Source organism: Patescibacteria group bacterium (assembly GCA_004297735.1).
Taxonomy (GTDB): domain Bacteria; phylum Patescibacteriota; class Saccharimonadia; order UBA4664; family SCTI01; genus SCTI01.
In genome coordinates, this window is sequence record SCTI01000002.1 from 392985 (window position 1) to 417293 (window position 24309).

Annotated in this window: 28 protein-coding genes and 1 tRNA gene; 18 read left to right on the forward strand and 11 right to left on the reverse strand. The window is 51.7% G+C overall.

The genetic code is table 11. The annotated features are described in order from the left end of the window. Nucleotides 1–5 precede the first annotated feature (5 nt). The 6 genes from EPO04_03740 (at nucleotide 6) to EPO04_03765 (ending at nucleotide 4650) form a co-directional block, all read left to right on the forward strand. Nucleotides 6–398: a hypothetical protein gene (locus tag EPO04_03740; GenBank protein TAK89182.1), complete on the forward strand. Its 393-nt coding sequence runs from the start codon at nucleotides 6–8 to the stop codon at nucleotides 396–398. Beyond that, nucleotides 398–2305 carry a molecular chaperone DnaK gene (dnaK, locus tag EPO04_03745; GenBank protein TAK89183.1) on the forward strand — a complete coding sequence of 636 codons (1908 nt, stop codon included), beginning with the start codon at nucleotides 398–400 and terminating at the stop codon, nucleotides 2303–2305. The genes EPO04_03740 and dnaK overlap by 1 nt, the downstream gene beginning before the upstream one ends. Nucleotides 2306–2331: 26 nt before the next feature. Next, complete coding sequence (gene dnaJ / locus EPO04_03750; GenBank protein ID TAK89184.1) at nucleotides 2332–3435, forward strand: molecular chaperone DnaJ; 1104 nt, start codon at nucleotides 2332–2334, stop codon at nucleotides 3433–3435. Nucleotides 3436–3471: 36 nt separating this feature from the next. Then, nucleotides 3472–3981 carry a hypothetical protein gene (locus EPO04_03755; protein ID TAK89185.1) on the forward strand — a complete coding sequence of 170 codons (510 nt, stop codon included), beginning with the start codon at nucleotides 3472–3474 and terminating at the stop codon, nucleotides 3979–3981. Between the two features lie 45 nt (nucleotides 3982–4026). Then, nucleotides 4027–4506 (forward strand): hypothetical protein, encoded by a 480-nt coding sequence (locus EPO04_03760; protein ID TAK89186.1) that lies wholly within the window; start codon nucleotides 4027–4029, stop codon nucleotides 4504–4506. 67 nt (nucleotides 4507–4573) lie between these two features. Further along, a tRNA-Lys gene (locus tag EPO04_03765) sits at nucleotides 4574–4650 on the forward strand. Nucleotides 4651–4732: 82 nt separating this feature from the next. On the opposite strand, the gene EPO04_03770 is transcribed toward EPO04_03765, so the two are convergent. Continuing rightward, on the reverse strand, nucleotides 4733–5116 hold the full coding sequence (locus EPO04_03770; GenBank protein TAK89187.1) for a hypothetical protein: 384 nt from the start codon (nucleotides 5114–5116) through the stop codon (nucleotides 4733–4735). A 156-nt stretch (nucleotides 5117–5272) separates the two neighbouring features. Here EPO04_03770 and EPO04_03775 point away from each other — a divergent pair, with 156 nt between their 5' ends. From EPO04_03775 to ruvB, 12 genes are all read left to right on the forward strand, one after another. Continuing rightward, nucleotides 5273–5593: a cupin domain-containing protein gene (locus EPO04_03775; GenBank protein ID TAK89188.1), complete on the forward strand. Its 321-nt coding sequence runs from the start codon at nucleotides 5273–5275 to the stop codon at nucleotides 5591–5593. 46 nt (nucleotides 5594–5639) lie between these two features. Continuing rightward, complete coding sequence (locus EPO04_03780) at nucleotides 5640–5963, forward strand: hypothetical protein (protein ID TAK89189.1); 324 nt, start codon at nucleotides 5640–5642, stop codon at nucleotides 5961–5963. A 111-nt stretch (nucleotides 5964–6074) separates the two neighbouring features. Then, nucleotides 6075–6341 carry a hypothetical protein gene (locus EPO04_03785; GenBank protein ID TAK89190.1) on the forward strand — a complete coding sequence of 89 codons (267 nt, stop codon included), beginning with the start codon at nucleotides 6075–6077 and terminating at the stop codon, nucleotides 6339–6341. A 6-nt stretch (nucleotides 6342–6347) separates the two neighbouring features. Then, nucleotides 6348–6944, forward strand: a complete 597-nt coding sequence (locus EPO04_03790) for an SGNH/GDSL hydrolase family protein (protein ID TAK89191.1) — start codon at nucleotides 6348–6350, stop codon at nucleotides 6942–6944. Continuing rightward, nucleotides 6945–7196, forward strand: a complete 252-nt coding sequence (locus EPO04_03795; protein TAK89192.1) for a hypothetical protein — start codon at nucleotides 6945–6947, stop codon at nucleotides 7194–7196. It abuts the gene before it with no gap. Nucleotides 7197–7263: 67 nt separating this feature from the next. Further along, entirely contained in the window at nucleotides 7264–8700 is a 1437-nt protein-coding gene (locus tag EPO04_03800; GenBank protein TAK89193.1) for a ComEC family competence protein, read from the forward strand. Between the two features lie 90 nt (nucleotides 8701–8790). Further along, the gene (locus tag EPO04_03805; protein ID TAK89194.1) at nucleotides 8791–9534 is read left to right on the forward strand and encodes a YebC/PmpR family DNA-binding transcriptional regulator; all 744 of its coding nucleotides are present in this window, start codon (nucleotides 8791–8793) and stop codon (nucleotides 9532–9534) included. After that, a complete protein-coding gene (gene ruvC, locus EPO04_03810; protein TAK89195.1) occupies nucleotides 9531–10013 on the forward strand; it encodes a crossover junction endodeoxyribonuclease RuvC in 483 nt (160 codons plus the stop codon). The genes EPO04_03805 and ruvC overlap by 4 nt, the downstream gene beginning before the upstream one ends. Next, entirely contained in the window at nucleotides 10010–10585 is a 576-nt protein-coding gene (gene ruvA / locus EPO04_03815; GenBank protein ID TAK89196.1) for a Holliday junction branch migration protein RuvA, read from the forward strand. The genes ruvC and ruvA overlap by 4 nt, the downstream gene beginning before the upstream one ends. A gap of 371 nt (nucleotides 10586–10956) precedes the next feature. Then, nucleotides 10957–12006 (forward strand): FAD:protein FMN transferase, encoded by a 1050-nt coding sequence (locus EPO04_03820; protein ID TAK89197.1) that lies wholly within the window; start codon nucleotides 10957–10959, stop codon nucleotides 12004–12006. A 4-nt stretch (nucleotides 12007–12010) separates the two neighbouring features. Further along, entirely contained in the window at nucleotides 12011–13522 is a 1512-nt protein-coding gene (locus tag EPO04_03825) for an FAD-dependent oxidoreductase (protein TAK89198.1), read from the forward strand. Nucleotides 13523–13565: 43 nt separating this feature from the next. After that, on the forward strand, nucleotides 13566–14594 hold the full coding sequence (gene ruvB / locus EPO04_03830) for a Holliday junction branch migration DNA helicase RuvB (GenBank protein TAK89199.1): 1029 nt from the start codon (nucleotides 13566–13568) through the stop codon (nucleotides 14592–14594). Nucleotides 14595–14743: 149 nt separating this feature from the next. Here the strand turns inward: ruvB and EPO04_03835 are convergent, their stop codons facing one another. From EPO04_03835 to EPO04_03880, 10 genes are all read right to left on the reverse strand, one after another. Then, nucleotides 14744–15049 carry a hypothetical protein gene (locus EPO04_03835; GenBank protein TAK89200.1) on the reverse strand — a complete coding sequence of 102 codons (306 nt, stop codon included), beginning with the start codon at nucleotides 15047–15049 and terminating at the stop codon, nucleotides 14744–14746. Continuing rightward, the gene (locus EPO04_03840) at nucleotides 15046–15591 is read right to left on the reverse strand and encodes a hypothetical protein (GenBank protein ID TAK89201.1); all 546 of its coding nucleotides are present in this window, start codon (nucleotides 15589–15591) and stop codon (nucleotides 15046–15048) included. The genes EPO04_03835 and EPO04_03840 overlap by 4 nt, the downstream gene beginning before the upstream one ends. After that, entirely contained in the window at nucleotides 15591–16136 is a 546-nt protein-coding gene (locus EPO04_03845; protein TAK89202.1) for a hypothetical protein, read from the reverse strand. Before EPO04_03845 ends, EPO04_03840 begins: the two co-directional genes overlap by 1 nt. Beyond that, the gene (pilM, locus tag EPO04_03850; protein ID TAK89203.1) at nucleotides 16133–17197 is read right to left on the reverse strand and encodes a type IV pilus assembly protein PilM; all 1065 of its coding nucleotides are present in this window, start codon (nucleotides 17195–17197) and stop codon (nucleotides 16133–16135) included. The genes EPO04_03845 and pilM overlap by 4 nt, the downstream gene beginning before the upstream one ends. A gap of 49 nt (nucleotides 17198–17246) precedes the next feature. Further along, nucleotides 17247–18593 (reverse strand): hypothetical protein, encoded by a 1347-nt coding sequence (locus EPO04_03855; protein ID TAK89204.1) that lies wholly within the window; start codon nucleotides 18591–18593, stop codon nucleotides 17247–17249. Continuing rightward, on the reverse strand, nucleotides 18590–19177 hold the full coding sequence (locus EPO04_03860; protein ID TAK89205.1) for a prepilin-type N-terminal cleavage/methylation domain-containing protein: 588 nt from the start codon (nucleotides 19175–19177) through the stop codon (nucleotides 18590–18592). Before EPO04_03860 ends, EPO04_03855 begins: the two co-directional genes overlap by 4 nt. Next, nucleotides 19161–20531 carry a prepilin-type N-terminal cleavage/methylation domain-containing protein gene (locus tag EPO04_03865; protein TAK89206.1) on the reverse strand — a complete coding sequence of 457 codons (1371 nt, stop codon included), beginning with the start codon at nucleotides 20529–20531 and terminating at the stop codon, nucleotides 19161–19163. The genes EPO04_03860 and EPO04_03865 overlap by 17 nt, the downstream gene beginning before the upstream one ends. 83 nt (nucleotides 20532–20614) lie before the next feature. Then, nucleotides 20615–21040: a prepilin-type N-terminal cleavage/methylation domain-containing protein gene (locus tag EPO04_03870; GenBank protein TAK89207.1), complete on the reverse strand. Its 426-nt coding sequence runs from the start codon at nucleotides 21038–21040 to the stop codon at nucleotides 20615–20617. A gap of 109 nt (nucleotides 21041–21149) precedes the next feature. Continuing rightward, nucleotides 21150–22361 carry a type II secretion system F family protein gene (locus EPO04_03875; GenBank protein TAK89208.1) on the reverse strand — a complete coding sequence of 404 codons (1212 nt, stop codon included), beginning with the start codon at nucleotides 22359–22361 and terminating at the stop codon, nucleotides 21150–21152. Nucleotides 22362–22364: 3 nt separating this feature from the next. Then, nucleotides 22365–24299: a type II/IV secretion system protein gene (locus EPO04_03880; protein ID TAK89209.1), complete on the reverse strand. Its 1935-nt coding sequence runs from the start codon at nucleotides 24297–24299 to the stop codon at nucleotides 22365–22367. Between the last annotated feature and the right edge of the window lie 10 nt (nucleotides 24300–24309).

Below are 24309 nucleotides of genomic sequence, written 5' to 3' on the forward strand. Positions count from 1 at the left end.
AACCAATGCCAGATCCAACACCAGATGGCCTCCTAGATCAAAAGGCCGTAGAGGCTTCGCTTATGGCGCTGGACGAAAGGGCCAAGGCTGAGCAGCAATACATGCACGAACAGTTAGAGGCTGGCATAAGGCCGAGTCAACTACTGGAGCAACTTGGAGGCAAGGAAGAGGCGGCGCGGATTATTGGCGAGTATTACGCCGATGAGCTTGCGTCGAATCCGGAGGATAGAGAGTTTAATGAATGGGTGAACATACTTGAATTGCATAATAATGGCGCTACCGCCCAGCAGATCATTGATCGGTATGGCGGACGCGAAGAGCTGGAGCGAGTACTTGGAACAAAAGCGGCTCAAGGATTTGTAGAAGATGCCAGACAAGAACTGAAAGGAGATAACTAATGGGTAAAATTATTGGAATCGATTTAGGAACTACCAACTCCGCGATGGCGGTTATGGAGGGTGGTCAGGCAACGATTATTGCCAACGCTGAGGGCGGACGCACCACTCCGTCAATTGTGGCGGTTAACAAGAATGGTGAGCGTTTGGTTGGCCAGACCGCTAAGCGCCAGGCGGTTATTAACTCCGAAAACACAGTGTTTGAGGTTAAGCGTCTGATTGGCCGCAAGTTTGAGGACGAAGAGGTCCAGCGCGACATTAAGCTAGTGCCGTACAAGATTGAAAAGGCCGGTACCGCGGTTAAGGTGAAGATGGGTGACAAGTCGCACACTCCCGAAGAGGTTTCGGCGATGATTCTAGCCAAGCTGAAGGCCGACGCCGAGGCTTACGTGGGCGGCCCGGTGACCGAGGCAGTGATTACCGTACCGGCTTACTTTAACGACGCGCAGCGCCAGGCGACCAAGGACGCCGGTAAGATTGCCGGCCTAGAGGTAAAGCGCATCATCAACGAGCCTACCGCGGCGGCGTTGGCCTACGGTCTCGACAAGAAGAAAGAAGAGAAGATCGTGGTCTATGACCTCGGTGGTGGTACCTTTGACGTTTCCGTACTCGAGCTTGGCGACGGCGTGTTCGAGGTAAAAAGCACCAACGGTGACACCCACCTGGGTGGTGCCGACTTTGATAACGTGATTATGCATCACTTAATTGACCAGTTCCAAAGCCAAGAGGGAATTGATCTAAAGGACGACAAGGCGGCGGTACAGCGTTTGAAGGAAGCTGCAGAGAAGGCCAAGATTGAGTTGTCGAGCGCCCAGGAAACCGAGATTAACCTGCCGTTTATTACCGCCGATGCTAATGGTCCAAAGCACTTTGTGTACAACTTAACGCGCAGCAAGCTCGAGCAGCTGGTAAAGGAACTGGTCGACAAGACCGCGATTCCGTGTGAAGCGGCACTTAAGGACGCCGGCTTGAAGGCCAGCGATATCGACGAGATCATCCTGGTTGGCGGTATGACTCGTATGCCAGCGGTGGCTGCCAAGGTCCAAGAAATCTTTGGCAAGGAGCCGCTCAAGGGTGTGAATCCCGATGAGGTGGTGGCGATTGGTGCCGCGGTTCAGGGCGGTGTGTTGGCCGGTGACGTTAAGGATGTTCTTTTGCTCGACGTTACTCCCCTGTCGCTGGGTATCGAGACCATGGGTGGTGTTTCGACAAAGCTAATTGAGCGCAACACGACCATCCCAACCAGCAAGAGCCAGGTGTTTAGTACGGCCGAGGACAATCAGCCCCAGGTTGAGATTAACGTGCTCCAAGGCGAACGCGAGATGGCGGCCGATAACAAGAGCCTGGGCCGATTCCAGCTGACCGATATCCCGGCCGCTCCGCGTGGTGTGCCTCAGATTGAGGTAACCTTTAACATTGACGCCAACGGCATTGTGCATGTTAGCGCTAAGGATAAGGGCACCGGTAAGGAAAACAGTATTCAGATTACCGGCAGCGGCAACATGAGTGATGAGGACATCAAGAAGGCTCAGGCCGAAGCTGAAGCTCACGCCGATGAGGACAAGAAGAAGAAAGAGCTGGTTGAGGCCCGCAACACCTTGGATAACATGATCTACCAGGGCGAAAAGACGCTCAAGGATGCTGGCGATAAGGCCAAGCCAGAGGACAAGACCGCGCTCGAGGAAGCTCTCAAGGAGGCCAAGAGCAAGGTGGAGTCTGATACTAAGGATGAACTCGAAGCGGCCGGTAAGGCACTGAGCGAAAAGATGCAGACCGTTGGTGCTGCTGCCTACGAGGCTGCCAGCGATGAAGCCAAGAAGGACGAGGGCGCCGCAGGCTCAACCGATGAAGCTAAAAAGGATGACGAGCCAGTAGAGGGCGAAGTTGTCGACAAGAAAGACGACAAGTAATATAACTAAAAGCTGAAAGCAGGCACGTGGCTAAACGTGATTACTACGACATTTTAGGAGTTTCGAAGTCGGCCAGTGCCGATGAGATTAAGCGTGCCTACCGTAAGCTCGCCATGAAGCATCACCCCGATAAGCATGGTGGCGACGACAAGGAGTTCAAAGAGGTTGCCGAGGCTTATGAGGTCTTAAAAGATGACCAAAAGCGAGCTCAGTATGATCAGTTTGGCCACAATGGCCCATTTGGCGGTGGAAGAGCTGGTGGCCCGGGCGCCGGTGGCTTTAATGGTCAGCAGTTTGACTTTAGTCAGTTTGGCGGCGGCTTTGGCGACATTTTCGACATGTTTATGGGCGGCCAACAGGGCGGTCGCAGTCAGGGCCCGCGTCGTGGGGCAGATTTAGAGACCGCGGTGACAGTTGAGTTTAAGGACGCTATTTTTGGCACCGAAGAAACGCTCAACTTTAACGCCGAGGACCAGTGTGACCGTTGTCGCGGTAAGGGCGCCGAGCCGGGCAGCAAGATCAAGACCTGCGATACCTGTAAGGGCCAGGGCCAGGTAACCCGGATGCAGCAGACGATTTTGGGTTCAATTCGTCAAAACATGGTTTGCCCAACCTGCCACGGTGAAGGCGAGATTCCGGAGCAAAAATGTTCGCACTGTCACGGTAAGGGAACGGTTAAAAAGGCGCGCAAGGTTAAGGTGAAGATCCCGGCTGGAGTTGATAACGGTACCACTATTCGCCTGGCTGAACAGGGTGGCGCCGACCGCAAGGGGCCCAATGGCGATCTTTACGTGCATATTCGCGTAAAGCCGCATAAGGAGCTGGTGCGCGAAGGCCAAAATATTACCTCAACCACGACCATTCCCATGACCCTAGCGACTCTAGGTGGCGAGATTGAGGTGTTAACCGTTGATGGCGATATTACGCTCAAGATTCCGGCGGGTACTCAGGGCGGCAAAAAGTTTAAGCTCAGCGAGCACGGCGTGCCTAGCCTTAGCCGCAGCGGGCGCCGCGGTGATCATATTGTTACCGTTACGGTTGAGACTCCAACCAAGTTGAGCGCCAAGCAAAAGCAGCTGCTGGAAGAGTTTGAGGAAGCCAGCGGCAAAAAGCCTTTCTGGAAAAAATAGCCAACCGGCGCTACAATTAAGCCAGGTAAAACGCTTATGCAAATCCCGGCTTTCAGCATCGATCTTTTTATTATCCTCGGCACCGCCCTGGTCTGCCTGTATGGCGCCATGGCGGGTCAAGGCGCCTTGATTCGAGAGACCATCAGCGTCTACGTTGGCATTGTGCTGGCCAGCACCTTTGCGGAGCCGCTTTACAACTACAGCCAGCAGCAGGCAGGTGGTAACTACGGCGTGAGCAAAACCATCATCGGCCTACTGTTGCTGATCCTGCCAATCTTGATTCTACTCTTGGCCAACCGCCATCATCATATTCGTCGCCACAGCAGCTTGATTGTAACTTTGATTTTGGCGGTGCTGGCCGCGATGTTGCTAATTTCGAGCATAATTGCTCAGTTTGATTCGGCGGCAGTTCAAACCATTACCAATGAATCAAACCTGGCCTCCCAGATAAACAGCTTCCATTTGGCCTGGCTGGGGTTGGTGCCTTTGGCAATTGGCGCTTCAATGTTGTTTCATCGATCCGAAGAGAAGCGACGTCGTCATTAAATATTATGATCACAAAGGCAGTTTGTAGCTGGTAGAATAACAACCATGGAACAACAAAGTGTAGCGCCACCCGGCAATGAAATAAGTAGCTCAAATATCGAGCCGACCCCAGTAAAAGATAAGGAGATGTATGCCAATGAGCTGAGGGAGCTTTCTGACAAAGCATTAGCCGACCAGCTTAGCATTTTGGTTGATGGGTTTAATCGAATCCAAGACTTTGATCCGGGCAAAAGTGAGCACATGGACTTGCGCAACCGGATGCTGGCAGCCCAGCAAGTGACTGGTGAGCGTGGCCTACTGGATGGCCTACCGCCAGCTTCACCGGATAAAGACACCGATGATGACCCGGGTATGTCGGGCAGTTACGCCCTCCGGGTTGGTGGCGGGGTGGATGTAGTTTCGGCAAAAGGTGACATACTTTCTAGTCGGCCCGCATCTACGGTTCATTCAAAAGAGGCTAGTACTCCCAAGCCCCTTGATTTACCGGATATCGATAACCGCGCTAGACCTCAGCAGAATGGATAGAGCCGATCGGCTGCAGATTGACCAAAGCCCCTATTTTAGGTATAGTAAGTCAGTTATTTACAGGTGTGGGCCCATAGCTCAGTTGGTTAGAGCGAGAGCCTTTTAAGCTCTGCGTCCTGGGTTCGAATCCCAGTGGGCCCTCCAGGAATTATAGGTCTAATACATAAAAGAGAAATGTCGCCTCCGCAGAACCACGGTGGCGACATTTCAGTATCTATATTGTAATCTACCGCTTACGAAAATCAAGTACTCCATGTGATTTAGTAATGACTTTGAGGTTTTTCGCACTTTTAATATCTGTGAACTCTTTTTCTAGTCTCACGATATTTACCTTGTCCGGCATTTTAGAATTACGTAGATCAAATATTATATTCTTTGATTGCCCCAGAGCTACTTTAAACGCGCGCTTTATTGTATGAGTGCTCTTGCCGGTCGGGCACTTTATTTCCCAGTCGATACCAGCCATTCTAATATCTGGAGTTCTCGCACCTTTGCGCTGAACGGGTGGGAGTAGTTCAATATCGAAACCTTGATCTGTCAGGAATACGACCGTAGCATTTTCGTGCGTATGAAGAACGACGCCGTTTGGTGTTATTTTACCCTTTTTCATAGCGGTCAGTATAACAGTTTGCCAAAATATTTCTTGAGTTGGAGTTAATAAAATGGCTATTTTGGTATGATTGTATAAATAGCGTTGTATTGCGGCGAAAGGAATTAAGATGATGAGCGTAACAATTCAGCGGAAACTCATAGAGGTGTTTAGGGCATGAGTTATAAAGTTGTCCGGTCAGAAGAAGCGGTGGCGCGAGAAATAGTACCGACCTATCATGCTCATAATTTCATCACCAAAGAAATTAGCCCAAATTTTTCATTAGCGGTTAATGAAGCGAAGGATCACCAAGAGACCGAGACCACCGAGTACGATCGGATTTATTATGTGATTGAGGGCATAATTGTGTTTGATTTTGATGGGGATCACGCTGAGGTAAAAGCCGGCGATAGCTGCTTTATTTCTAAAGGGACTACATACGATTTCGGTGGCACATTTAAGGCGGTGGTTGTGAACCAGCCGGCGTTTGGGGTTTAATTGCCAACTTGCCCTCCCTTCGCGTAGGGCGTAAGATGTTCTTCAGTTGCAGTGCAACCGTACACCTACCAAGGAGATGTACATGGAAGCGACTCTTGACGATCTGGCCTCCGCGCTTTTGAGCGAGCGGCCGGATAGGCTCACCCCTGAGCTTGTCGATCTGGTTTGCCGCAGTCATCCCGAATCCGAGGACTTGTGCCTCAAGGGCGTTCGCCGCCAGCATGTCTTCCACTTGCTCGAGCGCATTCCGCGTTGGAACAAGAACTGGGAGGACGGGTACAAGAGGATGCACACCGACCTCCTCAAGTGGCTGCAGCAGCTGCGTGATGACCTGGCCATTCTCGAGGAGCCGGCTCCCGCCAAGGCCTGATCGGGCCGTAGACTTGGGTCGAGGGGCGCACGATGCTACCCCTCGATACCGAACCGCCTATTGGGCGGTTTTTGCTTATGTTAGACTTTATTTAAGTATAAGGGTTGAGGTATGTCTCCAGAAAAAGGTCCAGGGCCAGAGGATCGAGATTTAATTCCTGGTAGTGAAGAGGTAGAGCTTGAGGACAAAGCGAGAGAGGAGGGGCGCCTCCAGCGCATAGCTGGGTTAGAGGAGCGCTTAGAAGAGGCTTATGCTGGTATAGAGGAGGTCAGGGGGAGTGAATTACCGGATGCGGAGAAGAGCAAAAGAATACTCCAGTTTGAGGATGAGATAAGGAACCTCGAGCGCCAACTAGATGAATTGGAGAGGACCGATTAGCCGTCAATGAAAACTATATGTATTTTTGGCGATAGTATAACCTGGGGGCGCGGATTGGAGTCCCGAGTCGGATGGGCCAATTTATTAAGAAACGAGCTCGAGGCCCAGGATGACTCAATTCACGTGTACGATCTTGGTATCGATGGCAACACTACCCACGATTTGCTTGAACGGGTTCCTGGTGAGGCCAAGGTTCGCAAGCCAGACATTATTATTTGGGCGATTGGCGTGAACGATTCAGCCTATCGCAAGACACCTAATTATCCGTTAATAAAGGCTGAGCAGTTTGAGGATAATTTGGACACTTTATTTGAACTTGGGGCAGAAATGGCTCAAAAACAACTTTGTGTTGGCATAGCCAAAGGTAGTGACGCCAATACAACGCCGCTTCCGGGCAGTACAACCGGTAAGTGTTACGTTAAGCAAAGAGTACGCGAGTATGACGAAATTATTAAGAGCGTCGCAATGGACACCGGCATTGAATATGTGAGCATTAGCTCGGTGCTAAGCGATAACGATTTTTATGATGGCTTGCATCCGAACGAAAAGGGCCACAAAAAGATCTTTGAGCGGGTTTTACCGGCCGTCGAAGAGCTTTTATAGATGTCAGACTTTAACTGGCTGATTGCAGCCGGCCTGCTTGTAGGGTATGCGGTAGTAGATGGTTTGTATGCCTACTACACGCTGGCGGTTGTGAAGCGGCAGGCGATGGCGGCGGCTTCAACTAGCTTTATTATGCATTTTATTTTGGCAGCCGGAGTATTTAGTTATACTCAAAACTTTTTATACACTATCCCTTTGGCGATAGGCTCATTTGTTGGAACTTACTTGGTTACAAAGTATATCCGACAGTAAGCGTAATCTAGATTGTAAACCGGATCAGAAATCGTTAATCTCGGTTCGCTAATGTGTTGGTGTGGGTTTGAGTCGTCCGGTTCAGTTCGTGGTTTTGTTTGTGGCGCTAGTGGTCGGCATTATGGTCGGTCGAAGCGGCTACGCTGTTGAATTGATTTGGGTGGTGGGGTTGACGGGCGCGTGGTTATGTTTGGTGTTGGTGGGTTCACGCTTGGCCTTTGGTTTTTTGACGATGGCGTTTTTGCTATTTGGAGTTTGGCGGGGGTATCAAACGGACTTACCACGAACTTGGCTGGGCCAGCACTTGAATCAGAAGGCGGTTGTTGTGGGTACGATTGCCGATGATCCGGCCATGAATCAATATGGCAACGTCGAGTTTACCCTGAGCGGGGTTCAGCTTGACGGTGTCCGGGTGGCGCAGTCGATTAAGGTGAGACTGGCGAGCTATAAATCATTGCGGCGAGGCTATCGGGTGGTTGTGACCGGCAAGCTGGCCGAGACTTTGGGTGCTGCGCCAGTACGGATCAGCTTTGCGCAAATTCAAGTTGTTTCAACCGAGATTGGCTGGCTGGAGCGATTGCGGGGCCGGTTCTTTATTGCCCTAAAGGAGGCGGTTCCCGAACCAATGTCGGGTTTTGCAGTCGGCATATTGGTGGGCGCACGGGCGGTGATGACCGACGAGCTGCAGCGGGCCCTATCGGTGGCGGGCCTAACTCATTTGGTGGCGGTTTCTGGATATAATTTAACCATTTTGGCGCAGGCCGCTCAGCGAATATGCGGTCGGTTTTCTTTGTTTGTAGCCACCGCCGTAACACTGTGGTTGGTGGCCGGCTTTGTTGGTATTGCCGGCTTTAGCGCCAGCATAATTCGAGCTTCGATGGTGGCGGGCTTGGGTCTGCTCATAACCTATTACGGCTATGAGGCGCGGCCAGCTACAATTTTGGCTGTGCCTGGGATATTAACTCTTGCCTGGAATCCCGACTATTTAATTAGAGACATGGGCTGGCAGTTATCGTTTTTGGCCTTTTTTGGCGTCTTGGTTTTTGCCCCTTTACTTGAGCAGCGCTTAATTAAAAATCCAACCATGCTCAAATCATTATTTATTGAATCTACGTCCGCTCACATAATTACCCTACCTTTAATTATGTGGCGTTTCGAAACGGTGTCGGTAGTGGCACCGTTGGTCAATGTGATCATCCTGCCACTGGTACCGCTGGCCATGCTGTTGAGTTTTATTACTGGACTACTTGGTATGGCTCATACCGGGTTAACGGCGGTGGCGGCCTGGCCCACCACCGGTTTGCTGTCGCTAATTATTGCGGCAGCGATGACCGCCAAGCAGCTACCGTTTGCGAGCGTTAGTCTTGGTGCGTCACCGTGGCAGGTTGCGGCGGCTTATGGGTTGATAGCGGCAGTTACGTGGTTTCTTTACCGTGGCAGCCAGGGGGTGCCGCAGGTGGATAGTAATCGCTTGGCGGGGACGGTGGTGGCGAAAGGTAGGTAGTTCGCCTTTTGTACGTTTTAACAGGTGAGTGGTATAATTATAGTATTCAGTTATCCACAACTCAAACGACGGCAGAAGGAGTAAACAAACATGTCCGGACACTCAAAATGGCACTCAATTAAACATCAAAAAGCGGCCGCTGACGCCAAGCGCGGAGCAGCGTTTACTAAGTTGGCTAACGCCATTGCGCTGGCTACTAAAAAGGGCGGTAGCGATCCGGAGACTAATTTTTCGTTGCGCCTGGCAATTCAAAAAGCCAAAGCCTCTAACATGCCGGCCGCTAACATTGAGCGCTCAATTAAGCGTGGCTCGGGTCAGTTGGGCGGAGATCAGATTGAAGAGATTACTTATGAGGGCTACGGCCCGGGCGGGGTGGCGCTCATTATTGAGGTGGCGACCGATAATCGCAATCGCACCGGCCCTGAGGTCCGCACCGCCTTAAGTAAGTCGGGTGGTCGCATGGCCGATGCCGGCTCGGTGGCGTACCAGTTTGACTACCGTGGAACTCTTCGCCTAAAGCCAAGTGACATCGAGGCTGCCACGTTGGACGCGATTGAGGCCGGGGCGGTTGATGTGGATGAGGATGAGGACGAGCTGATCGTATATACCAACCCCAAGGAACTCAATGCGGTTCAGACCAAGTTGACCGAAATGGGTTACACGCCAGAGTCGGCCGAGCTGGCTTACATTCCTAAAAACACCATCGTAATCAGCGATCAAAAAACCGCCCAACAGATTATTAAGCTGATGGACACGCTTGACGATATGGATGACGTTACTGCAACTCATGCAAACTTTGATTTCGATGAAGAGACGGCCAAGGCTTTGGCATGAAAATTCTTGGCATCGACCCCGGAACCGCTACGACCGGGTTTGGTGTGATTGAAAAGCAGGGTGATAAACTTAGATTTGTTGATGCCGGGGTGATTTCAACCACACCGGACGAGGAGATGCACCGCCGGCTGGTTAGAATTGATGAGTGCCTGGAGCAGCTGATCACCGAGCACAACCCGGATATGGTAGCGGTGGAGCAGCTTTACTTTGCGACCAATGTTACCACCGCCATCACGGTTGGCCAGGCTCGTGGCGTGGTTTTGCTGGCGGCTGGCCGGCATGCTCTGCCGCTTCACGAATATACCCCGCTGCAGGTTAAACAGGCGGTAACTGGGTACGGCAAGGCCGATAAAAAACAGGTTCAAGAGATGGTTAAGATGATTTTACAGCTAGATGGCATACCAAAACCGGATGATGCGGCCGATGGACTGGCAATTGCAATCACGCACGCCAACCAGGGCGTGGGAGTTAGAGCATGATCGCAACGATTGAGGGAGCGGTGGCCGAAAAGCTGGCCGGCAGCGTTGTGGTTGAGCTAGGTGGCATTGGGTACGAGGTAGTGGTATCGGTGGCCGACTGGGGTGCCGCGGCAATTGGCTCTACAACCAAGTTTTATGTTTACGAGCACATTCGCGAGGACTCACATCAGTTATTCGGCTTTAATAGTCGCTCCGATAAAGAGTTATTTATTTTGCTGTTAAGTGTTAACGGTGTGGGCCCCAAGGTCGCGATGCAGGTTATGAGCGCGGCCACTGGCGAGCGACTACGCGCCGCAATCGCTTCGGGTGACTCCAGCTTGTTTAAAAATGTGTCGGGGGTTGGTAAAAAAACGGCTGAGCGCATAATGGTTGAATTAAAGAACAAGGTTGAGGCTGGCGGAGAGATTGGGGTTGAGCTTACGGGCGGCGGGGTCGGTAGCGAAGATCCTGCCTACCAGGCACTAATTGGCTTAGGCTATAAGCCGGCCCAGGCGGCGGCGGCGGTTTCATCTCTACCCAGCGAGGTGACCGACGAGCAAGAGCGAGTAAGATTGGCTCTCAGGAATCTTTAAGCTTAATATGGCTAAATATAAAAATAACTAAGAAAGAATTAACATGAGCCAACTCGCCTCAGCTCCAAAAACTAAATATGCGGTGCCGGTAGCGGTGATAGCGCTGCTACTGTTTGGCATTTTAAGCGCCTATATTATCAAGTCCAGTTCACCTGTCAATAATCAGGCCGGCATTTCCTCAACCGCGACCGAAGCATCCACTTCTTCGACCGGTGCCTCAGCCACTAGTTCAAGCACGCAGTTTAAAGACGGCACCTATTCGGCGGAGGGAGATTATGCGACACCGGGTGGAACCGAAGCGATTGACGTTACTTTAACGGTAAAGGGCGGAGTGGTAACCGATAGTTCGGTTTCGCAGCAGCCGGCCGATCATGACTCCCGGGCTTACCAGATGGAGTTTGCTAAAAGCTACAAGAGCAGCGTGGTTGGCCGTAGCTTATCCGAACTTAAACTTGATGTGGTGGCCGGCTCATCGCTCACCTCCGGCGGCTTTAACGAGGCGGTGGACAGTATTCGGACTCAAGCGAGCTCCTAGGATGGGCTCGACCGGCTTTGAGTTTAAGGCGATTGGCACCAGCTGGAAGATTGAGATTTACGATGATTTATCGCCGAGCGGCCATAAAGAAATTAAGCTTGCAATCGATCGGCGCATAGATCAATTCGACCAAATCTATTCGCGCTTTCGGCCCGATTCGCTGGTTTCGCAAATCGCTAAATCTCCTGGTAAGTATCAATTCCCTGATGACTCGGTCGAGCTGTTTAAACTATATCGAACGGCTTATGAGCTGACCGTAGGCTTGGTTACACCGCTGATTGGCGGCATGATGGCTGACGCCGGTTACGACCGGGATTATAGCTTTAAGCAGCGCCCAATTCGCACGGTTCCAGATTGGGATGAGGTGATGAGTTTTAGTGGCACCACCTTAACCACCAGGCAGCCGGTACAGCTTGATTTTGGCGCCGCCGGCAAGGGTTACCTGGTTGACTTGGTTGGCGAGGTGCTTGAGCGGCATGGCTACAGGCAGTACCTGGTTAATGCTGGAGGGGACATGCGTCACCGGGGCCGCTCGCCGTTAAGGGTTGGCTTGGAGGACCCGACCGACAGCACCAAGGCGATTGGGGTGTTTGAGCTGCGTAATAAAAGTCTTTGCGCTTCGGCAACCAACCGGCGGCGGTGGGGCGATTATCATCACGTTATGGATCCAGCCGCCCAAAAATCTACCGATCGTGTGGTGGCAACTTGGGCGGTGGCCGATACTACCGCTCTGGCCGACATGGCCGCAACAGCGCTCTTTTTTAGCACTCCCGATCAGCTGCACCAGCTTGGCAGTTTTGAGTACGCGCTAATAGATAAGGGCGGCCATATGGTTGCTTCGTCCGCCTTGGAGCCGGCAATTTTTAAGCCAAAGGGTATACAATAGAGTTATGAAGCCAATCATCGATTACGTTGACGCCGTCTTAAACTCAATCACGATGTACAGATTGGTTTTGTATGTGCTACTAACAATTAGTAGCTTAGCTCTAATTTTATCTTTGCTAGGGCTGATGAGTTACGACCCGGTAGCGTTGGTGCTATCGGCGGCGGTCCTGGTTGGCGTAAGCTGGAGTGTTAACCAAATCCTGGCACTGCTGTTTAAGGCCCAGACCAGCGTTGAGGCATCGCTGATAACCGGGCTAATTTTATTCCTTATCCTTAAGCCAACCTCCGATCCACTAGGGTTGCTAGTGTTGGTGGCGGCTGGCGTGGTGGCGGTGGCTCCCAAGTACTTTTTTGGGCCACTGCGGAGCGTGTTCAACCCGGCCGCAATTGCAGCATTAACGGTAAGCTTCTTGGGCTTAACCAGTGCAACTTGGTGGGTGGGCAGTAAGGTCTTGCTACCAGTCGTTTTTGTGGCGGGTGTGTTGCTTATTCGCAAGCTGCATAAATTCCAGCTTGTTGGCCTGTTTTGGCTAACGGTACTGGCGGTGGTGGTAGTGACGGCATTTATTGATGGTAGCGATAAAGGTGCTGCCATAAAAATTGCGGTTCTGTCCGGGCCATTGGTGTTTATGGGTACGGTGATGCTAACCGAACCGACTACGCTGCCACCAACCAGAAAATGGCAATGGGTTTATGCGGTGGTGGTGGGATTATTGTTTAGCGTGCAGTTTCAACTGGGGCCGCTTGACTCCAGCCCGGAGCTAGCTTTGGTGGCGGGTAACCTGTTGGGTTACGCGGTTAGTGGAAAACGCCGAATTACGCTGCGCTGGGTCAAAACCACTCAACTCGCGCCTTCTCTGTATGAGTTTATTTTTACATCGAACTATTGGTTAAAGTATCAGCCGGGCCAGTACTCTGAGTGGACACTGTCGCATCATCGCCCAGATGATCGTGGCACTCGCCGCTTCTTTACGGTTGCCTCTGCTCCTAACGGCCAGACGGTTCGCCTGATGGCCCGCATTAATCCCGAATCAATGAGTTCGTACAAGCGGGCGATGTTGCAGCTTAAGGCTGGTTCGGTGGTGGGCGGAGGCAAAATGGAGGGTGATTTTACACTGCCTCGGTCGCCTGATCAAAAGCTAGGCTGGATTGCTGGTGGTATTGGTGTAACGCCGTTTGTAGCAATGGCGGAATGGCTCGGACAGTCTCAGCAACAGCGCGATGTGGCCATGTTGTATACGGCGGCTAAGCCAACCGAGTTCTTGGTTGATGAGCTGTGGACTAACACTCCTGGTCTGCGGTTAACCAAGGTTGTAACCGACCAAAAATCCGAGGGCTGGCAGGGCGAAACCGGCTTTATTGATGCGGCAATGTTACGGCGAAACGTCCCTGATTTTAAGGAGCGGCGGTGGTATATCTCTGGCCCTAATGCGATGGTGGTAAATTATCGCTGGATGCTGATTAAGGCGGGAGTGCCATTCAACCAAATTGTGACCGACTACTTTTCGGGTTATTAAGCTACTTTCGTCTTTTGTACGGTCAATTTGCTATACTTAAGCCATGATTGAGCGCGTTACGGTAGCGGCCGAACAGACCGACGATCCAGTTGAGCAGCAGCTGGAAGAGACTTTGCGCCCCAAAACTTTTGATAGCTACATTGGGCAGCAACTACTTAAAGATACTTTGCAGCTTGCGATCGAAGCCGCTAAAGGACGATCCGAATCGGTAGACCACATCTTGCTTTATGGCCCTCCCGGTCTAGGTAAGACCACCATGGCTGGTGTGATCGCGGCCGAGATGGGTTCAAGCTTGCGGGTTACTTCTGGGCCAGCCATTGAGCGGGCCGGTGATTTAGCCTCAATCTTAACCAACTTGCAGGATGGCGATATTTTGTTTGTTGATGAGATTCACCGTTTACCCAAAACGGTCGAAGAGGTGTTGTACCCGGCGATGGAGGATTTTGGCATCGACATTATGCTGGGTAAAGGCCCGTCGGCCAAGTCGATGCGGCTGGACCTGCCCAAGTTCACCATTATTGGAGCGACCACTAGGGTAGGTACGCTGGGAGCGCCGTTCCGTGATCGCTTTGGCATGGTGCAGCGCCTGGAATATTACACCGAGGCTGAAATGGTAAAAATTCTTAAGCGGTCGGCCCGGATATTAGATATTAAGCTAGAGGATGCGGCGGCGATAGAGATTGCCCGTCGTTCTCGCTTGACGCCCCGAATTGCCAACCGCTTACTTAAGCGGGTGCGCGACTTTGCTCAGGTGCGCCATGGCGGGGTAATTACCGCCGAGGTGGCGCATGAAGCGTTGGGCATGCTCGAAATTGATGACTTGGGTTTGGATGCCAGCGATCGCCGCTTGCTCAAGGCAATCATCGATAATTATGATGGTGGACCGGTTGGTCTGCAGACAATCGCGGCGTTGACTTCGGAAGATCAGTCGACGATTGAGGATGTTCATGAGCCATACTTGATGCAGCTAGGGTTGCTAGAGCGAACCAACCGAGGAAGAAAGGTTACTAAAAAAGCTTACTTACATTTAGGGGTTGAGCCGCCGGCCGACGCTCAAGCCAGCTTGCTATGAAGCGGTCATCCGAGCCAATTAAGGCCCCAGATTCAAGCGACGTTGTAACGGTAACCCCCGCTTCAGCGCTGCAGGCAAAGCTTAGGCGCCTGCAACAACTCCATCGACAGCTGCGCCGCCGACTAGATCAAGCTAAGTAGCCGCTTAAGCTAAAACGAGAACGGGTTGGATTTACCAACGTTCACCGGTGTGGTGCTGCCGGCGGAGGAGTCGAGCTTGGTAACTTGATCAAGCGTTTGCTTATTGATCTTAAGTCCAGCGGTCTTAGCCTCCTTTTCTTTAGCCTGGAGGTAGACTGGGTCCGGCTCAACCGAGGTGATCTGGCTGATTTGATAGGCGGTAAAGCCAAACAGCGCCACCACTACTAGGGTGGTAAGCAGTGTTTTATAGCGCAATGCTAGTGGCAATAGCTTTTTAGGGTTGAGGTCGGCGATGGTGATTTGTTGATTTATCATGGCTTTAAAAAGGCGTTTAAGGTTACATCAAAGGTCAGCGATTTACTGGTACCGGAGCTAATGTTAAGCGAGGTGACATTGGTGTAGCGACCGAGGTTTTCTTGAAGCTGTAAAAAGCGCTGCAGTTGATCGTAGGTGCCAATTAGCTGGAAGGTAACCGGTACGGCCAGAATATCGCCAACCTTAACGGTCTGGCTGGTTGGGCCAGGAACGGTTGAGGGGGAGAAGGTAAGTGAATCAAGGGTCATACCACTAACCCCGGCAATCTCGCGAAGCTGCAAGGCTAAACGTGACTGCTGCTTTTCGACCGGCAGAGCGTCATAGACCTTGGTGATGGTGGGCTCAAGCTGGCGGTACTGCTGCTGCAGCTGAGTAAGTGTATCTAGCTTTTTGTCGACAATTTGCTCGTCTGCTAGGCGCTGACTAAGGGTGGCGGTGTCGCGGTACAGCTCTTGGCTGACATAGTAGTAGCCATAAGCCCCGGCGGCAATAATAACAACCAGTAGCCCGCAGAGTGCATAAAATAGTTTTTTAGCCGACATCAGCGTGCCTTCCCCGGGTTAAAACTAAAGGTCACCGTTACGACGTAGAAGTTACTTTCGGTATCTTTTTTAATACTTTCGATATCGGCGGCGCTAACTCGGCTAGACTTGGTGATGCTGTCACGGAAGGCTAAAGCGGTTTTATAGTCGGCGGCTTTTACCGTTAGGCGAACCGGCTTTTTGTCATCGCCAGTCAAGGTGATGGTTGAGATAGAACTGCCTTGAGGCATGTACTGGGCTAGGTCGGTTAAAAGAACCGAAAACTTAGCCTGGCTTTTTTGAATGGTTTGGATTGAGTTAAGTCGCTGGTTGAGGGCGGCCCCTTTGGTCTCAACCTCCTTGTACTTCTTGATAGAGTCTTGCTTTTGGGCGACTCTTTGTTCAACCGCCGCGGTTTGTTGGCCGAGATACCAGCGCCCACCATACAGCATAGCCGCCAAGCCCAGGCAGACTAGGATGGTTAATTTAAGGTAGCGCAGTAGGCTGGCATTGTAACGAGAGTAGCGCAGCTCACTTTTAAACGCGGGTGGTAGTAGATTGATCATAGTAGCCCTCGCAGAGCCAGGCCAACAGCGGTGGTGTATAAGGGGGCTTCGTGGTTGGTATCAAGGTGAGCCTTTTTGGTGTTGATGTTGCGCCAGGGGTCAGATACGCGCAGAGGCAGACCGAGCTTGGCCTGCAGATAATCTCCCAGCCCCGGCATGCTGGCGCTACCACCCGATATGGCAATCGAGGTGACCTTTTGTTTGCCATCGCCACGCTCTTCGTAGTACTTAATGACGCGTTTTACTTCTTTAATAATGGTTTGAAGGTTGGGCTCGATAGCGGGTAGAATTTTATCGTGCAAGCCACTGCCGCCAATACCAAACTTAACCTTAATCTCGTTGGCTTGATCGCGCTTTAAGCTTAATTTGGAGGTAATAGTATCGGTAAAGCTATCGCCTCCTACCGGTATGCTGGCGGTGAGAGGGGTGTACTTTTCGTAAATGGTTAAATCGGTCTCTAGTGAGCCAATATCCATCACCAAGGTGCTTCCGCCGGCATCGCCGCTGTGCAACAGCGCTCTAACCACCGCCGTCATACCTGATTCTAAGGCCCCGATCTCCAAGCCAAGTAGGTCGAATAATTGAATGTACGAATCAACAATCGCTCTAGGGGCGGCGATGGTTAAGATCTGACTTTGACCATCCTTGCCGCTAGCGGGGTGGATGACCTCGTAGTCGATATATAGATCATTTAACGGAACCGGCACATACTGCTCAATCTCGTAGCTGATCGCTTGATCAAGCTCGGCAGGGCTCATGGCTGGCAGGTTGAGGGTGCGCGTAAACAGCTTAGCGGTTGGCAGCCCGGTGACAACCCGCTTGGCGGTGAGCTTGCCGTAACTAAGTTTACGCAGCATTGGCCTGACTACCTCAGCAATTTGCTCTGGTTCGGCAATAATGCCCTCAACAATTGCCTCGCGCGGAAAGTAAGCATAGCCAAAACCTTGGACGGCCGTACTGTTACCCGACCGGCGCAACTGAACCACCTTGATGGTATGGGTACCGATATCAAAGCCAAAACGCGGCGCTTCTCGATAAATTAGGGGAACTCGCACACTCACCTCGTTACAATCTCTCTAATCCTATTATACCAAAAAGCTTATGTTTCGGTTAGGGTTGATAAAGAACCTCGCGCCAGCTGAGAATACTAAAAGCGTTGGTGTTGGGATAGCAAGGCGGAGGGGAGTAGGTTAGATTGGTGTCAAAGGAGGTGGTATTACTACCGTAACCCGAGGTTATATGGTTGCCGCTAACCCAGCTCCAAGTCCAGTAGTCGTAGCTGCTAATTGACCCGTAGAAACTGAGATTGCTCTTAACGGGACCATTGTTGGGGTACCAAACATGTCCTTTTTGGGCTAGAAGGGCGCCATTTATCTCAATATTGTTTGGGGCATAGCCGGCTACCTCAACATTCTTTTGAGCAATTAGGCCAAGTGCGGTACTGCCGTTTTTGGCGGCGTAGCGCAAATTATTGGTAATTTTAATGGTGGTATTTGTAGCCGGTACATCGGGCAGGCGGCCGCTACCGATGGTTAGACGACCGGTAAAACCGTCTCCATCAACCCAAACGTTGTCGGCGGCGTACAGGCAGCCGTTGGCAGGCGCGGCTTGATTGCGGACAAAGGTGGTTTGGATGCCGCTACCGGTTTCGTTACGAACGGTGTATATGTCGATGGTGCCGTTGGCTTTGAGCTTAAGGTAATACCCTTGTCGGTTGGTGGTGGGTAGGTATACGCCACCACTTTGCGACTGGGTGATCATGTCCTGGATGTCGGCGGTAACCCCGTTGAAGTCAACGCTGGGTACCGGGTACTGCCACTGCGACTTGGGCCCACCATTACCCCATACGCCCGCCTTAGTGCTGCCGTCACCGCCAAACTGCGGGTTGGGCTTATAGGTTTCGCGGGCGGCTGTCACCGCTCCATCATTCTGACCATCCATATGGACGCCAACATTGGAGTGAATAGGCCCAGAGGTGTTTTCGTTTTGGCCAAACCAAACCTCGGTGCCGGTTAGCAGGCCGTAACTAGCAAAGGACGGAATACCCAGCTTAGCTTCGATTGAGCGAGTACTCTTAAGCCCGTTAACCTGGCCGGTCGACTTAACGGTCACCACGGTCGATCCGGTTGGGGGTGGAGTGATGTACAGAGTGTAGGTGCCAATAACCTTGCCGGAGCTGTCGGTGTAGTTGTGAACATAGGGGCCGTATGGTGCGGTCGCCGGTGCGCCGGTGCCGTCCTGGTAGTCGGCGGCATCGTGAGCCAGGTGCCAAAGGTAGTAGTTGATGCCAGCCTCGGCAATTTGTAGCGCCGACTCAGCCCGCTGCTCATGGGTTGAAAAGCGAAGATTGGCGACCGCCACTCCAGCTAAAGCAATGCCGATGGCGCTTAGCATCATAGCAAGACCCAGGATCATTGGAATGGAAAAGCCGGCTTGGTTGCGAAGGTAGTGTTTCATAGGTTGGTCTTCTTGTTACGCAGGGTCACAATGGTCTGGGCCGACATTGGTTTGCGCAGCACCTTGGGATTAGGGTTGATTATCACCGTAATGCCAACTTGCTTAATCTGAGTAGTAGTAAAGCTGCCGCTCAACTGGGCGCCGGTGTCGTTAAAATAACTAAACACCATGCCACCACCGTTAAGGTTGCGAGCCAGAGTGTAGGTTTTACCGTCGGCGGCGTTATAGGTGTAGTTAGGGCCACTGCCACTTGGGGGGATAACGGTTGCTTTAAGGTCGCTACCATCAACAAAATAGGTAATTTGTTTAACCACCGTATCTTGTGGCGAAAAGTAGGCAAAGACGGTAAGTCGATTCGACTGAGCTTCGGTTACGCTAGTTGAACCGCGAACCACTTTGGCAACACGATTTAAGGTGTTTGATAGATCAACCGACGCATCGCTTTGGGTTTGGAGGTAGCGATAGCCTCGAGCACTACCGATTGTAACGTTAACCAAGGAGGTGACCAGAATAGCAATAATAGCCATAGTTATAACTAGCTCCAGCAAGGAGTAGCCCGACTGTCGGTTACGGAGTAGCGACATTAAATCCCCCGGTCTGTGTTACCTGTTTGCCGTCTGGCTTGGTTATCACCACGTCCCAGTCTCCGGTGGCCGCACCCGACAGGTTAAGGTCGGCGGTTAGGCTGGCCCCGCTACCAACCACATTGGTGGCATTGATATCGGTTGAGCCGGATCGCTTGAGCACCACCGAACTACCGCTGGCTAGATTAGCCCCGGAAATGGTAACGGCGACGGTTGACCCAGTTGTGTCGGACACCGGCGAGATGGCGGTGATTCTAGGCCAAGCCGCGTCGGTGGTGACTACCAGCTTAATAGAGGTTGTATCTTGTGGCGGTACCACCACCGACTGGTACGGAATGGTGGCGACAATGTAGTAACCGTTAGGTACGGCAAAGCTGTAGCTATCCCATTCAAGGCCGCCAACCGAAGCCAACCCGCTGGCATCGGTAAGATGCGCTTGAGAGTATTTGTAAACGGTTGGGTTGGCATAAATGGTTTTGTTGCCGGTAACCGTAATGCTGAGGTTTGGCACCGGTGCACCGGCAGTATCGACGGCTTGGATCGATAAGGTGGCCAGACGATCGATAGAAAAGCTGACATCGGCAATCTGCTGCACTAAAATATTGGGATTAACTAAGGTAGCGGTTTGGCTACCAGCGGGATCGGCGTAGGTTTGCTCGGTGCTATAACCGCTTTTGGTTACCACAATATTGTAGCGGTTGCTGCTATCGGGCGGCAGCTTGGGGATTACGACTAAACCGCCGGAATCGGTGGTGGTGGTAATGTCAACCGCCGGGCTAACCGATGGGTTGGTGATGTGAACGGTAGCGTCGGCCACCGGCTGACCGTTGGCGTCCTGCACCTTGGTGCGTAAGATACCGGTGCTAGAGGAGGTTTCGGCAGCTTTGGCGGCAACGTTAGTAGTGAGCGTGGCCACCTTAACGTTGGTTTTAGCAGTATAAACCTTGATTTCGGCTTGCTTGTAATCGTAAGGGTAAAGGTCTTGCGGCTTGCCGTTAATGGTGCCGTCAAGATTGCCATCAAAGGGATCATCAACATAGCGGATGCTGGTTTCAACCCGGTAGGAGGCATTATTACGGGTTACCGTTTCGGTATCCAAAATGTTGCCGGCGGGGTAAATGGCGCCGTGTTGGGTGGCCAGCGAGTCATAAGGCAGATCGCGCAGGTACTCCATCTTTTCGTTCGCCAGAGCTAAACCGGTGCTCCGGCTTTGGCTGAGGTTCATGGTGACGATGTTGGTCGCGAACACGCTAACCACGGCCGTTGCCATAATCGCGACAATAGCTACGCCAACCAGTGACTCCAATAAGGTAAAACCGTCTGAGCGCTGTATGAATGCCCACCTACTTCTCATATCAATATTATAGCGTAACCGTTATGGATAGCCGACACCAAAAACCCGCCAAGGGGGCGGGCTAGTGGTAAGCTCAAGCTATCTTAGTTAGCTGAGTTGACGGTGTAGGTGCCGCCGGGAGCTTCTTTGTCGTTCTTGTTCTCGAGAGTGGTAGTCAGGGTGTAGGAGGTACAAGCACCGGCTGCACAGCCACTTGGGCTTGGTGTGTAGGTGTAGTCAGCTCCACCCTTTGGATCTGCCGGAACGGTCTTCATGTAGGGAGTGGTCCCCGAGCTCAGATCGGTCTTCCAGGTGCCAGAAGTTGGATAGCTGTTGCTGTCGTTGTAGTAGGTTTCGAGCGCGGTCTTAATGTTACGCAAGTCACTCTTACGCTGTGAATCACGGGCTCGCTGTGGTCCGCTGACCAAGTTAGGTACGATTAGAACCACCAAAATGGCAATAATCACGATGACGATCAAAAGCTCGAGTAGCGTGAAACCGCCCTGTTTTTTAAGTAATGATGCTCGCATGTGAGTGCTCACCTCCTATGTAATTGCGATTAGTCTTAGTTTGTTTAACAAAGCATAAGCTCTATTAACTAGATTATAAAACCTCGCTTCCAGCGGTGTCAAGTAAATGTCAGATGGCGTTGCCCAGCTCGGAGAGCGGACCGAACACCGATATAACAATAAATCCAACCATACCGCCCAAGGCCATGATCAGAAAAGGCTCAATAATAGAGGCGATTCCAGAGACCATGGTATCAACCTCTTTTTCGTAAAAGGTTGCCAGTTTAACCAAAACCTCATCAAGCTTGCCGGTTTCTTCGCCAACCGCCATCATCTGGCTTACCACCGGTGGGAAAACCGACATCGACTTTAACGGCTCGGACACCGTTTTACCGGCTTTAACCTTGCGGGCCACCTCCTCTAAGCTGTCCTGGAACACGGTGTTACCCAGGGAATTAGCGGTAATATTAAGCGCTTCTATTACCGAGATACCAGCTGACATTAGCGAACCAAAGGTGCGTGCAAAACGGGCGATATTCATTTTAGTAATAATGGTCCCAAATACGGGGGTCTTAAGTAGTAGGTGGTCAAGTTGGCGTTTGCCGTGCGGGGTACGCACGTAGCGAGTGCCAAAAACTGCCACAACGATCAGAGTGCCCAATATATAAAGACCATACTTAGTTAACACCGAGCTAATATTCAGCATTAATTGCGTGTACCAAGGCAGCTGACTACCAAGACCTTCAAAGATGCTAGCCAGGTTCGGTACGATCGCAACCATCAGGAACACAAATACGCCAACCGTAACCGTCGAGATTACACCCGGGTAAATCATGGCGCCGCGAACCTTGCTAATTAGCTCGGAGTCCTTTTCTTGCTGAATAGCCAAGCGCTCAAGCACTTGATCGAGCAGTCCACCCGCTTCGCCGGCCTTAACTAGGTTCACATAAATACTAGAAAAAATCTTAGGATGAGCTGACATAGCTTGGCTGAGCGATGATCCGCCTTCAACCTGCTTAGTAATATCGGCGAGCGCCTTTTTTAAACTCTTATTGGTTGACTGTTCTTGCAGGATAGCTAGCGACTGAGTTAACGGAATGCCGGCATTGATCATGGTGGCAAACTGACGCGAAAACACCACCTTATCTTTAACGCTGACTCGATTTGACCAAGGCAACTGAAGTTTTAGCGATCCGCCTTTAGCCTGCTGTTCCCGAACCAAAATAGGAGTAAGGCCACGCTCAATTAAGTTGCTGGCAGCGGCGGAGCGATCGGTGGCTATCAGCGCCCCTTTGCGAATTGTGCCGTGTTTATCTTTGGCGGTATAGGTAAAGCTGGCCATAACCTACTCGCGAGTTACTCTCAAAATTTCTTCAACTGTGGTTAGGCCCCGAACCGCCTTTAGGAAGCCATCCTGCTGCATGGTGAGCATGCCGCTTTTAACCGCCGCCTGCTGAATTTCCTCACTAGTGGTGTGGGCGATAATCAGCTTTTGGATATCAGGTGTAACCTCAAGAACCTCATAAATACCGATTCGACCCTGATATCCGTGGCCGCCACAGTGTTCGCAGCCATCACCGGCCTTATATAGCACAAACTGATCCTGTTTGAGTTTTTTAGGCTCCACAGCCACATCCTTAATTGATGGGTTGTCGCTATCATCTTGGTCGGTAGTCTTGTTGCCGCCTTCGGCCGAACGGTTGAGGATGTTGGGGTCGGCGGCAATTTTATCTAAAATCGACTTACTAGCAGTAATCTTGTGCAGCGGCTGAATCACCTTCTTGCGTGACTTTTTGGGCGCTGCCTCCTCCTCGGCCTGCTTAGCCTCTTCGCGCACTTGGGTGAGGGCGGTGCTGACGTCAAAGTCTCGCTTCATGCTCTTGAGGGCGGCTTCGTCGGGTATATATTCCATCCGACAGCTGGGGCAGAGACGGCGAACCAGGCGCTGCCCGATGACCACGTTAACGGTAGAAGCGATTAGGAACGGCTCGATGCTCATGTCGAGCAAGCGGGGGAGCGAGGTGGCGGCGTTGTTGGTGTGCAGGGTTGAAAGCACCATATGCCCGGTTAGCGCCGCCTGAATACCAAGATCGGCGGTTTCACGGTCACGAATTTCTCCCACCATGATGACGTTGGGGTCTTGGCGGAGCAACGCCCGCAGCCCGCTGGCAAAGGTCATACCGGCCTTAGGGTTAACCTGAGTTTGGTTGACACCGGAAATGCGGTATTCAACCGGATCTTCAATGGTTGAGATGTTAACTCCGGGTGTGTTTAGCATGCTAAGTACGCTGTATAGTGTGGTCGACTTACCGGAGCCGGTCGGGCCGGTTACCAGAACCATGCCGTGAGGTTTTTGAATGCCGTGCTCGATGGCCTCGTGGGCAACGCCTTCAAAGCCAAGCTCATCTAGTGTCAGCGCCCGCGCCGACTCATCCAGAATACGCATTACCACCTTTTCGCCATCCATTACCGGCAGGGTAGAAACGCGCAGCGCCACGGTCTTAGATCCAACCGCAAACTTGAACCGGCCATCTTGAGGCAAGCGATGCTCGTCGATTTTAAGATTGGCCAGGATCTTAATACGCGATATTACCGCCGCCAAAATTGGCTTTGGTAAGGTCATGGTCTCTTGGAGTACGCCATCGATTCTAAAGCGAACTTGCACCAAGTTCTCGCGCGGTTCAATGTGGACATCCGAGGCTCGAGACTTAATGGCGTATTCAAGAATGATGTTAACGGTTTTGGCGATTGGGGCATCTTCGGCCAAGTCCTTGGCGCTAACCTCTTGAGCGGCATCCTCTTCGCCGGCGCTACTGTCCTTGATGGCCTTGGTGATCTCGGAAGAGATATTGCCCTTGTACTGATCAATCGCCGCCAGTACATCATTAACTGCCGCTACATAAATCTTAAGGTTTTGACCAATCTGCTTAGCAATAAAATCGGCGGCTTGAAAGTCCTCTGGATCGGCCATGGCCAGTTGTAGGGTTGACCCCTGTTGACCAAACAGAACCACCTGGTATTTGCGGGCAATTCGCTCCGGAATTTTAGTTAAAATATCGCGAGGAACTTTAAGATTATGTAGTTCGACGTAGGGGACATCGATGTGCTTGGCGTATAGCTTAAGTAGGGCGGTTTCGGATATAAGTTTGCGCTTAATAACGGTTTGCAACAGAGACTCACCGGTTTGTGCATGGGCGGTTTCCGCCTCTTTAATCACCTCCGGTTTGATTTTGCCACCTGTAATGAGCAGCTCTTTTAGCTCCGCATCCGATATCCGCATGATAGTCCAA